This is a genomic window from Bradyrhizobium sp. USDA 4354 (assembly GCF_054060315.1).
Genome location: NZ_JBSSDC010000001.1, coordinates 4,662,891 through 4,675,145, shown reverse-complemented (window position 1 = coordinate 4,675,145; position 12,255 = coordinate 4,662,891). Strand labels below are relative to the sequence as shown.

9 protein-coding genes are annotated in these 12,255 nt (G+C 61.6%); 8 read left to right on the top strand and 1 reads right to left on the bottom strand.

Features of this window, described 5'->3' with window-relative positions:
- The 8 genes from ACVIIV_RS21430 (at position 1) to ACVIIV_RS21395 (ending at position 10,583) form a co-directional block, all read left to right on the top strand.
- The gene (locus ACVIIV_RS21430) at positions 1-666 is read left to right on the top strand and encodes a class I SAM-dependent methyltransferase (RefSeq protein ID WP_456745941.1); all 666 of its coding nucleotides are present in this window, start codon (positions 1-3) and stop codon (positions 664-666) included.
- The gene (locus ACVIIV_RS21425) at positions 644-1,219 is read left to right on the top strand and encodes a WbuC family cupin fold metalloprotein (protein WP_456745940.1); all 576 of its coding nucleotides are present in this window, start codon (positions 644-646) and stop codon (positions 1,217-1,219) included. The genes ACVIIV_RS21430 and ACVIIV_RS21425 overlap by 23 nt, the downstream gene beginning before the upstream one ends.
- Positions 1,220-1,280: 61 nt before the next feature.
- Positions 1,281-2,252: a lysylphosphatidylglycerol synthase transmembrane domain-containing protein gene (locus tag ACVIIV_RS21420; RefSeq protein WP_456745939.1), complete on the top strand. Its 972-nt coding sequence runs from the start codon at positions 1,281-1,283 to the stop codon at positions 2,250-2,252.
- 8 nt (positions 2,253-2,260) lie between these two features.
- Entirely contained in the window at positions 2,261-4,576 is a 2,316-nt protein-coding gene (locus ACVIIV_RS21415; protein ID WP_456745938.1) for a hypothetical protein, read from the top strand.
- A 115-nt stretch (positions 4,577-4,691) separates the two neighbouring features.
- Positions 4,692-6,872 carry a hypothetical protein gene (locus ACVIIV_RS21410; RefSeq protein ID WP_456745937.1) on the top strand — a complete coding sequence of 727 codons (2,181 nt, stop codon included), beginning with the start codon at positions 4,692-4,694 and terminating at the stop codon, positions 6,870-6,872.
- A 251-nt stretch (positions 6,873-7,123) separates the two neighbouring features.
- Positions 7,124-8,341: a class I SAM-dependent methyltransferase gene (locus ACVIIV_RS21405; RefSeq protein ID WP_456745936.1), complete on the top strand. Its 1,218-nt coding sequence runs from the start codon at positions 7,124-7,126 to the stop codon at positions 8,339-8,341.
- Entirely contained in the window at positions 8,334-9,539 is a 1,206-nt protein-coding gene (locus tag ACVIIV_RS21400) for a class I SAM-dependent methyltransferase (protein WP_456745935.1), read from the top strand. The genes ACVIIV_RS21405 and ACVIIV_RS21400 overlap by 8 nt, the downstream gene beginning before the upstream one ends.
- Positions 9,540-9,542: 3 nt before the next feature.
- Positions 9,543-10,583 carry a Gfo/Idh/MocA family protein gene (locus tag ACVIIV_RS21395; RefSeq protein WP_456745934.1) on the top strand — a complete coding sequence of 347 codons (1,041 nt, stop codon included), beginning with the start codon at positions 9,543-9,545 and terminating at the stop codon, positions 10,581-10,583.
- On the opposite strand, the gene ACVIIV_RS21390 is transcribed toward ACVIIV_RS21395, so the two are convergent.
- A complete protein-coding gene (locus ACVIIV_RS21390; RefSeq protein WP_456745933.1) occupies positions 10,567-12,228 on the bottom strand; it encodes a hypothetical protein in 1,662 nt (553 codons plus the stop codon). The two genes, ACVIIV_RS21395 and ACVIIV_RS21390, sit on opposite strands and share 17 nt — an antisense overlap.
- Positions 12,229-12,255 lie beyond the last annotated feature (27 nt).

Here is a 12,255-nt window from a genome sequence, read left to right as displayed (position 1 = left end):
ATGACCGAGATCAACCTGCTCCAGCCGATGCACGCATCGACCAAGCGGAACTACGTCCAGCGCGTGGTCGAGCACGACAAGGCGGAATCCGCCACCATCGCGCGGCAATGGGGGCGCGATTACTGGGATGGTGATCGCCGCTACGGCTACGGCGGCTATCGCTACGACGGACGGTGGCGCCCGCTGGCCCAGACCCTGATCGATCGCTACGGCATCAAGCCCGGCATGAGCGTGCTCGACGTCGGCTGCGGCAAAGGCTACCTTCTCTACGAGTTCACCCAGCTCGTCCCCGACCTCAGGATCGCCGGCATCGACATCTCCGAGTATGGCGTCGCCAACGCCAAGGAGGAGGTGCGGCCGCTGCTCCAGGTCGGCAGCGCCGTCGAGCTCCCCTATGCCGATCACAGCTTCGATCTCGTCGTGTCGCTCGGCGTGCTGCACAACCTTCCGCTCGAGGACGTGTTCCGCGCGGTGTCGGAGATCGAACGCGTCGGACGCGGCGCCTCGAAATATCTGATGGTCGAGTCCTTCCGCAACGAGCGCGAGAAGGCGAACCTCCTCTACTGGCAGCTCACCTGCCTCAGCTTCCACGGTCCGCAAACATGGGCCTGGATCTACGACAAATGCGGGTACCGGGGCGACCATGGGTTCATCTTCTTCGAATGAGGCAGGCCTCCGCCGGCCGACCTCGTTGCGCGCGCAAAGTCCGGAAGTGTACTATTCGGATGACGCCATCGTCACCGCGGACGATGCCACGATCGCGGAGCTGAAGCGCATCGCCGCCGGCAACCCGCGCCTGCGCAGCCGGTTGTGCACGCATCCGGATCCCTCGTCCGGCCTGCATGAGATGCTGATCGTGCATCATCGCGAGGCCTATGTCCGGCCCCACAAGCATTTTGGCAAACCTGAATCGTTTCACTTGATCGAAGGCACCGCGCAGGTCGTGATCTTCGAGGACGACGGCCGCATTAGCGACGTGCTCGAGATGGCGCCCTACGGACATGGCGCCCTCTGCTATTACCGGATGCCCGAGAAGGTCTTCCACTCGATCCTGATCACCTCGGAGTGGCTGGTGTTTCACGAAACCACCGCCGGCCCGTTCGATCCCTCCCGCACCGCATTTCCAGACTGGGCCCCGGATGGCAGCGACGCTGCCGCGGTCCAGGACTACGTCACAAGAATTAGTATCCTCGCCGCGGAGCATCTTGCGAGGAAATAGACTCGGACCGTTACCGCTGCTCGACGATCCCGCCGTGAATGATCGAGGACGACACCAGCCGATGAAGCCGCCTGCAAAAGCACTGGTTACTCTGGCCAAGTTCGCGGTCTCGATCGGTATCCTCGTATTGTTGCTGCGGGCCCAGGATTTGTCGTCCCTGCAAGCCGATCTTCTCGCCGTCAAATTGGACATGCTGGCACTTGCCGTGCTGCTGCTGTTCGCCCAGACCTTCGTGCTCTGTCACCGCTGGATCCTGATCCTCCGCGCCATGAACGTGGCCCTCGATTGGCCGGCAGGCTGGCGCATTCTCATGGTGAGCACTTTTTTCAATCAGGTGCTGCCCGCTGGCGGCGACGCGGTCCGGATCTGGATGCTGCGGCGGGACGGCGTCCAATGGTCGCCAACGATCAGCAGCATCGTAGCCGATCGCTTCCTTGCGCTGCTGGCGCTTGGTGCCGTCATATTGGCAGGAATGCCGTTCCTGCTGCCACGGATCAGCGATAGCTCGCTCCTGTTCGCGATCGTCATTGTTCTCGCATTAGCCTGTCTCGGCCTCGTCGCCCTGCTCACGCTGGATCGCTGGCCGCCCCGCATCATCGCGGCCCTGCCGGACCGGATCGTGCAGTTTGCGATGCTAGTCAGGGCTCCGCTGGCGGCTGAAGGGCGCGGAACGCTGATCGCGGCTGCCATCATCATCCACCTGATCACGGTCGCGGCCTGCTATATCCTTGCGATCGGCCTCGACGCGCCGCTGTCCCCGCTCGATGCATTCGTTCTTGTCCCGCTTGTCATCCTGGCATCCGCGGTTCCGATCTCGATCGGGGGATGGGGTGTGCGAGAAGGCGCAATGGTTGCAGCGCTTGGCCTGGCCGGGATCGCATCCGACAAGGCGCTCGCGATATCGGTCTTGCTCGGCCTCGGCGGCCTGATTGTGGGCCTGTTTGGCGGCCTGGTGTGGCTGGCCGCACCGGAGCGTGCCAATTTCAGCGCGGACCAGGCAAGAGCCGTCGCCGAACGGACTGACGCCGCATAGGTCGAGCAATGGGCAACATCGCACAAGATCAAGCTATGGGAGCTGCCAAGGTGCGATTGCCCACCATCCTCGCGGCGTGGCGGTGGCGCGTGCTTATCTTCGTGCCTGCGGCTGTCTCGATCTGGTGCCTGAATCAGCCCGGTACGTACCGAACGTTGCTATTCGAGGGCGGTTGGACTACGCGCTTCTACGTCGTCGCCTGGATCGTCCTGACACCGTATCTTGGCTGGCTCATCATGGCGACCGGCCGCCTGACCTTCTCGCTCATCAAGCACGAACCCGCCCAGCGGGTTGACGAGTTCTTCGTTGGTGCAGCCACGCTGATATTGGCGGGATCTGGGCTTGGCTTTCTGTCGCTTCTCTATCCGCAAATCGTGCTCGGGTTATCGATCGCACTTCTGTTGTGGGACCTGCGGAGTGTCTGGAAGCCGCAGAAGCTCGCGCCAAATTTCTCGCTGATCGCGCTATCGCTGCTCGGCCTTTGGGTTCTGGCGATGGTGTTTCTGGATCGCGCCGTCATGCCTGACGTCGTTTCGACCGACGTTCAGCAGCTCTATGCCCCCTATCTTGCGGAAGTTGCGAGAAATCACAGCACTTGGCTCGCGGCAGACAACCCCGTCTTCTCCGACTTCGAGATTGGTCACGGAAACGGACTGCACTTATGGCTGGCAACGTTTCTGCCGCCTCATGTTGCCCAGATCGTTTCATTTCTCTACTTCGTCGGTATCGGCGCGGTCATTTTCGAGCTCGCCCGCATCGTCCTGCCATTGCAGGCTCTGGGACGGCGGTGGCAAGACGCAGCGGTACCGATTGCACTCGGCCTGGCCATCCTCGGCCTTACTTGGCCCAAGACGATGCCGAGCATTACACCCGGTCTCCACACCATGGAATTCGGGAAGTACCATCTGCAGACCGCGGCGTTCTTCGTCTATTTCCTGCTAGTTGTCACTCGGTCTTCCCAACGCCGAGACAGGCTTGCCGCCGGCATTTGCGCCTTTGCCATCACCGCCTCCTATCCGCTCTACGCCGCGTTTGTCTGGTTGATCTCAGCATTGGGAATGCTCACCAAGGCCCTTCAGCGAGACCGATCCGGCCTCATGACCGGCGCGCTGCTCGGGGTGGGCGCGATCGCAGGATGCATACTGGCCTTCTCTATTAACTATCTCTACCTGGGAATACCGGCAACCAACCCGTACTCGCTCTTCCGGCGCGTCGCGTCGGTAGAACGTTTCTCAGAATTCGGCAGCCTCGATATTCTGGATTTTTTCGTTCTGGCGCAGTCGCTGGAGGTCAGCGACTTCTTCAGCAATGCGGGATTGATCGCCTTCTTCAAGCAGCTCAAGTCCGTCCTCCTGGTTGCTATTCTTCTCGCGGTGACGACTTGGGCCGTGGTTTTCGCCGACTGGAAGCTGTTTCCCGATTCCTCCGATGTCTCGAAGTCGCGGACATTGCCCAATCCCGCGGGGCTTTTCATCGTCATCGCCTACTTGGCCAGCGTCCGCCTTCTGGACATGACCTTGAATATCCCGAGCTTGATCAGGCTATCCGTTCACGCCAACGCCCTATTCCCGCTTGCAACTGTCGCAATCGCTTGTTGGGGCCTGCTGATCGTCCGCCGGCTGACCCCGATTTGGTTCGTCGGGCGCCATGCTCCTGATGTAGTTGTTCTGGCGCTCTTGATCGCCTCAGCCTGGACAACCGTGTGGTATCCCTGGCAGAGCTTTAGGGATGACGGGGCGATCGCTTTTGCAAGCGGACGTCCCCTTCGCCAGCTACCGCGTGTCGCCCTGGACTGGCAACGCTGTGACGAGCTGCAGCAATCGACGGGCTCTGACCGCATTCTGCCTCTCAATGGCTATCGCGCGATGGTGCCATGCTATTTCTCGCCCCTGCTCACGCGAGGCAAGATCATTCATACCTATGAAAGCGATGTCGCGCGCGATTTCAGAAAGATCGCGGCGGGCAGCGCTGACACGGCAGAAGCCACGCTTCGCGCGCTGGGAGTGAATCTCTTTTATGTCCAGAAGGAGAATTGCGATTTTTGGCTGAATGGGTTCTCTGACCTTTTTCGGAAAGACGAACTGCCGAAACGCTTTACTGTTCGCACGGAGACCCCGGACTACTGGCTGTTGACGTGGAAAAATGGCGATCAACCGATGAGTCCGGATGCTGAGGCCGAGATCTCGGCGCTGAGGACAAGATCGAAAGATATCTACCGCGAAGCTTATGGCGTGGAACCATTCGAGGCGATCAAGCACGGTCTGCCATCAAACGACAAGCGCAGAGATCTCAAGGCTCTCGAACAACTCTCCAAATGCCGCTGAGGGGTTGCTGATTTGACGACGGAAAGCGATCGTGCACGAGGATATGCACATGCGTTTCGGTAGATGCCCGTCCTGGAGGAGCACACGCTGGCAAACAAGCGCGCGCGCCGCCTTGATGACAGCTCCGCTCCTCGTCGCTGCATTGGGCCTTCTGGTGAAGATTCCTCCCGAGGTCCAATTTTTCAGCGGCGGCTACCTGACAGCGTGGAACAGCTTGTGTCTCGCCATCCTCGCTCCCTATGTCGTTCTCGCGTTTATCGGAATGGGGGCCCTGTTCGTCCGCCCACTCGCCGACGAAGATATCTACCTCGACACGGCTGACTTGCTCGTGCTGCAGTTCTTCGGCGGCGCGGCTCTTTGCAGTTTGATCGGCGTCTTCCTTGGCGCGGCTGGACTGCTGTTCCCGTGGATCACCATCCCGTTCCTAACGGGCCTGGTCTTCTGGTACCTTGCGCAGCATCTGGGTCGGCCATCCCGCATCCATTGGGCACCATCGACGGCAGCCGAATGGCTGCTGATCGGGTTACTGGGTTTATCCGCGCTCGTACTCCTGCTCGTGAAGGGCGTTGTGCTCGACGCGACCCGCGGCGATATCCCGCAACTTTATCTTCCGCTCCTCGCTGACCTGCAGAACCGACACACCCTCTGGCTCGATCGCGAAGAACCGAAACTGTTCTGGTTCCTGCTCGGCCGTGGCCACGGGGCCGACATGTTGCTTGTGAGCTTCGGAGGTCCGATCGCTCATCAAATCCTCTCCGTTGTCTACTTGCTGTCCATCGCGGCGTTGGTCCATCGCATGGCGGCGCGGCTGACAACGGGCTGGATATTGCCGGGATGCGCGGCATTGATCGCAATGTGGTCGAGCTTTATCGGGCTGGAAACTGGACGCTTCCACTACGAGACAGGGGCCTTCCTCCTGTTTGTGTGTTGGGCTGGGGTGCTCTATGCCACCACAAAGGTCCGCGTGATCTTCCGTGCCTTGGTACCGGCCGTGATGTCCATCGCGATCATGGTCCCCCAGGCCGCAATCATCGCCGCAGCGTTCTTGATGGCGGCAGCAGGAGCCGGGTGGTTTGCTCACGGCCCGCGCGGTTTCGTGCGGCCGCTATTGGTGGCCGCAATCGGTCTTGGCACAGCGGCTCTTAGCCTCCTGGTCAACCAGATCTATCTCGGCATCGCCGAGGTCAATCCGATCGGCGTGTTCATGCCGCTCATCAACGTGGAGCGCTTTCGCCAAATCTCTAGCTTGGATCTCATGGTCTACGTGAACAACGCGCAAGGCATCAAGTATGCAGGATTTTCGATGCTCGACATCGTGGCCGCTGCGCGTCGCTTCTGGATAGTGCTCTCCGGCCTGTTTCTCGCGGCGAACTTCTGGGCGTACCCGGCTTTCATTGTCGCATGCGCCGCCTTGCTTGACGTGCGGCAACCACAGAAGAATGGCCCCTTCGTTGTCGGCCTTGGGCTCTCGCTGCTCGCCATAGTTTGCCTCATCACTCTCACTTCGCATGGAAGTTTGGAGCGCATGCTGGCTTTCCGATCAGTCGCAACTCCTCTGATTGCTATTTTAGTAATAGTGCACCTTGCTGGCGTCTTTCGACCATATCGATTCAAGGATCGTTTCAGCTCCCTGCCAGCTGCGACAGTTGCCGTCTGTTTGGCGACCCTGGTTGCGATCGTGGTAGCAAGGTCGCAGGGCGAGATAACCCGCGCGCGTGTGGCAGGTGCCTTGGCATATGTCACCGGCCGCATCGGCTTGGTTGGCACTTCCCCGTCCTTTGACGATCTGGACCCGCGCCGCTGTCGGGAGGTCTCGCGCCACGTTCCATCCGACTGGCACATTCTGCCCGTGAATTCCGCTCTGCGTTTCCTGCCGACCTGCGCCGAATCCCCTCTCCTGCCGTCCGGCCGAGTGGTCGACACCCTCCACCCCGTGTTCCTGCCGGACTATGGAGATGTTCTGCTCGGACCGTCCTCACTCAGCAATGCCGCCTTGCGCCGGCACAATGTGAATGCCTTTTACATCGAGAGCAACAGGTTGGACTTCTGGGCGCACGGGCAGAGTCCGCTTTTCGATCCAGACAGCATGCAGCGCAATCTAGACGTGCTCCATGCCGGAGCTGACTACATATTGCTGACTTGGAAGGGATTGGGAGTCGAAATGAGCGACGCGCAAGTTGCAGCAATCACCGAGCTGCGGAACCGCAGTCGCATGACCGGAGGAAGCAAAGAGTATTGGGAGGGTATTGCAGCACTTGCCGCATGGCGGTCCGAGCAGGACTCTGGCCAAAAGTGAGGAGCAGCATGCCGCACAGCCACGGCGGGCGCCGGAAGTTTTTCGCAGCCGTCGGCCCCCACGAGATGGTCATCGCAAATCCCGCCGAACTGGCTCGGTTTTCGGACAAGATGCTCGCGGACAGCGTGGAATCCTAACTTATCAATTGAGGTGAACGCTGGGGGCCTATATAGCCGTGCAATGGCTGTCAGCTGCGGGCCGCAATGGCTCGGGACGCCGATTCACAACTGTTCCTGCAAAGAGCCAAAGCCGTGACCGACCATTGCCGCCTCTGCCATTCGACCAACCTGCGTCCGGTCATCGACCTCGGACTGATGCCGATTGCGCATCGGCTTCGGCATAGCCGAAACGAGCAGGAAGAACGGTATCCGTTCGAGGTGCTGGCGTGCGGCGAATGTGGCCTGCCGCAGATCGTCAAGCCGATCGATCCAGACATCCTGTATCGCCAGTTCAACTACAATTTCAGCAGCTGGAAGCCGGAGCCGCACCAAGTCGACGAGCTCGACACCATCGCAAAATTCTCGAAGCATCAGTCCGTGTTCGAGATCGGATGCAACGACGGCCTGTTCATGGACAAGCTGCGCGAGCGCGGCGCGAAGGTCCTCGTGGGCGTGGAGCCCAACCCCGTGTCGGGCAAGATCGCCCGCGAGCGCGGCATCAAGGTCTATTCCGACATGATCAGCCCGACGCTGTGCCACGACGCGGTCGCCCAGGCCGGCAAGTTCGACCTCGTCGTCTCGCGTCAGGTGCTGGAGCACATCGTCGATTTCGAGAACTTCTTCGACTGCGTGAAGATCGCGCTGCGCGAGGACGGACTGCTGTTCATCGACGTGCCTGATTTCGCGCCCGGGTCGACGGCGGGTGACCTCTCCGTCCTCTGGGAGGAGCACGTCAGCTACTTCACCGAACCGACCCTGCTCGCGCTGCTGGCGCGTCACGGCTTCGAGGCGGTGTCCGTGAAGAAATACAATTTCAGCGGCGGCAGCCTTGCGATCGCAGCTCGTCTTGCCGCGGCCGACGTGACGCCGCCGCCTGCGCCGTCCGGCGTCGGCGAGAAATTTGGGCAGCGCGCGAGAGAATATGGCGCGCGCCTTCGTCCGATCCTCGCCAAGGCCCGCGCCAATGGTGCCGAGATCGCCATCTACGGCGCCGGCTGCCGCGCCTGCACCTTCACCAATGCCCACGAGCTGGCGGATCTCATCGACCTCTCGGTCGACGACCAGAAAGAGCGCCAGGGCTTGTTCCTGCCCGGCACCGGCATTCCGATCCGCTCGCCGGATGATCTCCCCAGCAAGTCGGATCCGCTCGTCTGTCTCCTCGCCGTGAACCAGGAGAACGAAGCCAAGGTCAGCGGTCGGCTGCGCGAGAATGTGAAGCGGCCGCTGCACATCGTTTCGATCTTCGCGCCCTCCGACATCTGGAGCGAGCTCGACCGGCTCGAGGCGGCCTTAGGGACGCGGCATGGCTGACGAGAAGCTCTTCAATTACTACGAACGTCAGGACGTCCTACCGACGTTCGGGAATTTTAAATCGGCCGCCGAACTCGATGCATACGCCAGCCAGCGGCGCGAGCTGATTTCAGACAAGCTCGTGCTGCCGCCGCGGCTGTTCCGCGATGCGGAGGTCCTCGAATTCGGTCCTGATTCCGGTGAGAACGCCCTGGTGTTTGCCGGCTGGGGCGCGAACATGACGCTCGCCGAACCGAACCGGCAAGCGCATCCAAAAATTGAGGCCTATTTCGCGCATTTTGGCCTGACCGAGCGTCTGCGCGAACTCGCGTTGGCCGATGTCGAAGGATTTCGCAGCGAGCGACGCTACGACATCATCGATGCCGAAGGTTTCATTTACACCGTGCAGCCGACCGAAAATTGGCTCGGCATCTTCCACCGGCTGCTCAATCCGGATGGTTTTGCCGTCGTGTCGTATTACGAGCGCTATGGCGGCTTCTTCGAGCTCGCGCTCAAGGCAATCCATGCGGCCGGCAAGGCATTGACAGGGCGTCCTGCGCTGGGGACGGCGCGGACGCTGTTCGACGCGAAATGGAACAGTATCCCCCACACCCGCAGCTTCGAATCGTGGCTGATGGACGTGCTCGAAAATCCGTTCGTGAGGCATCGGTACTTCCTCGACGCGGCGACCTTGTGCACGGCGGCGCATGAACAGGGATTCGACATCCATTCGGCGTGGCCAGCCTATCGCGACAGCCTGGACGTCTACTGGCACAAGAAGGTTCTCTCTGCGGACGAGAAGCTGCGGCGCGCGGCGCGCCATCTCGACCGAAGCCGCCTCAGCTTCCTCGGCGGACGCAAGCTCTACCTGGTCGGCAAGGCCGATGCCGTGGCGGCAATTTCGGCATCGATCGAAACGCTGGTTCTCGACGTCGACGCGATGATCGACGCCCCCTTCGGCGAGAGCCTGCCGCGCGTGATCGCGAGCCTTGCATCCTTACGCGAGGCGATCCGGACGACGGACATTCTCGCCGACGATGCTTCCGACATCGAATCCATCGTTGCCACGCTCGACAGCTTCCATCGCATCTTCGGCGCGATCGGGCGACGGGATGCGTCGGCGGTCGCTGCCCTCACTCAGACTGATCCGGCGTTCATCAATACCTGGGGACAGCCGGCGCATTTCCTCGTTATCCGGAAGCGCTTCAAGGGATCATAGCCAATGAGGCCAGGCATTGGCATCATCGGGACGGGCATGGTCGGCCAGATGTGCCACCTCGCCAATTTCGCTGCCAATCCCGCCTGCCGCGTCGTCGCGATCGCCGATCTACGGCCGGACCTCGCTGCCGCCGCAGCGCAGAAGTTCGGCATCTCGCGGGTCTACGGCATGCATCGGGAACTGCTCGCGGACGGCGCGGTGTCCGCCGTCGTGGTCGTGACGAAGCGTCGCGCCACCGGCCCGATCGTGCTGGACGCGTTGAACAGCGGTCGCCACGTGCTGTCGGAAAAGCCGATGGCCTACACGACGGCTCAGGCTGCGTTGCTGGTCGAAGCGGCGCGGCAGCAAAACCTCGTCTACAGCATCGGCTACATGAAGCGTCACGATGCCGGTGTGGCTCGGGCGCTCGAGGTGCTGACGCGCTTGCGCAACGACCAGTCGCTCGGACGCGTTGTCCGCGCCAAGGGCTGGTGCTTCGGCGGCGACACCGGTCGATCACGCGATAATTTCGTGATGACCGGCGAAGCACGGCCGGACGGGATCGAGCTCTGGCAGGATGGTCCCGACTGGATGTCGCGCGCGATGCGCCCCGGCTACGACAATTTTCTGAACGTCTTTAGCCATATCATCAATCTGGCGCGCTACCTGCTCGGATCGTCGCCAACGGTCGCCGAAAGCTCTGTCGAGACTTCGGGAGCCGCGCGCATCACCCTCGACTTCGACGGCATTGCTTGCACGCTGGATCTCGTGAACGGCTCCGAGGGGGCCTGGCGCGAGGGACTGACGGTCGACTTTGAGCGCGGCGCGATGAGCTTGAAATTGCCGCCGCCCTTTGCCGAGCAAGAGGCGGAGGTCATTGTCGAGCACGATGCTCAAAGCACGCGGCTGACGGGTGAAAAGAGCTGGGCGTTTCGGCGCCAGGCCGACGCCTTCGTTTCCGATATCGCCGAACGACGCATACCCCTGGCCTCCGGCGAGGATTCGATGACCGACATCGCGCTTGCAGAGACGGTCTGGAAGCGGCGGGCTAGCGACCAGGCGTGACACTCTTGCTCGCGCCGTCGAGCGGCAGGACGCCGGCGATCGGGCCCACCTTGATCGTAACCTCTGCAATCTGAGACAGGAACTCTGCAACATCGCAGCGCGCCAGCAACCGGCACGCGTAGTACTTCCGCACCAAGGTCTGGTTCGGCGCGGCTGCAGGGCCCGGCTGGAGCGAGATCGTCGCTTGCGGTCCCGTGGGATCGAAATGATGGAACGCGCTTCCCGGAGCTTTCCGCGCCTCGTCCATCCCCCGCAGGATGTCGGGCCGCTCGGCACGCAGAGCAAATCCGAAGAAGGGCTGATTGCCCCAGGCAAGGCGGAGCATGCCGGTGACCTCGGCGAGACCGAACGGTACATGCCGTGACGGATAGTCGAAAAAGCCGTCATCGAGCCCATAAACCGTCGCTGCCGGCTGGACCCGGCTGGCAAGGTCGCGTGCCAGCGCCTGCTGCTTCAGTGTTCTCGCTTGCATGAAGACGTAGTCGCTCCACAGCATGCCGATCGACACGATCAAGCCAACTCCGAACATCGCGGTAAAGGCGGCACCGGGGCCGGTCCAACGCTCGGCCTGTCGCTTGAACGCAAGCAGTGTCAGCGCGAGCGGCACGCCGAACATCAACAGGTGACGGCTCTCATAGAAATGCGTGGAAGACGGCCGCAGGCCGGAGATCAGATAGGGCGATGACAATGCGAGGAACAAGACCACGGCGAGTGCGAGCGGCATGATGATCGCGCTTCTGGACGCGGTCGACTTCGTGTCCGGACGCAGCAGCAACACTACGACCCCGACGAGGACCGCAGCCCCGATGAATAGCGCTGGGACCTGAATCGCGGCGCGGATCGCGTGGGCCACGACGTCCCTGTAGCCGGTGACGAAGAATGCCGACCACCCCCGCACCAACTCGCCGAGCGTCGGAAAATGCGCGTCATAGTGCTGTGCGTACACACCAATCCGCTTGAACCAGATATTGAGCGTGCCCCAATAGACCAGAGGAAGCACCATCAATTCCGGATAGCCCAGGGTGCAGCGCCAGGTTGCGAGCCACGTACGGCGAACGAATCCGTGCGCCGCGTCTCCGCTCCGCCATATCGCAACGAACAGGCCGAGCACCACGAAGGCATAGAGCACGATCGTCGAGTTGAGCGCGAAGCTCAGCAGGAACACCAGCGAGGCGAGCACGCGGAGCAGCACGCGCCGCGCGCCACGGGCGCTGAAGGCGAGCGTCAACAGCCATGCACCGATGAACAGCAGCCCAAAGCTGAAAACGTAGACCGCGTTGGCCTTGCCCGCCCACAGCTGATAGCCGGGATAGGTCCAGACGATCAGCGCGAAGCCGACCGCCTCGGCGCGGTCGAGCAGATCGAGCCGTGTCGCCGTCAGCATCAGACACACCGCGCCAAGGACAATTCCGGCGAGCGCCAGCGATACCATCACGACCAGCGGGGCGCCCGTCCAGTTCGCGAACGTGTCGTAGCTGAAGAAGATCGGATGACCGGCGCCATTCAGCAGAAAATCAATGTCGACGAAATAGTCCGGACGCGGCTTGAGCACCAGCCAGTCGTCCATGAAGAGGCCGTCGTTCAGGAGCATCGGCGCATGTGCAACCAGGAGCACGACGATCAGAATGGCTATCGCGCGCAGCAATGGAGGCAAGCTCGGACGGGACAGGGA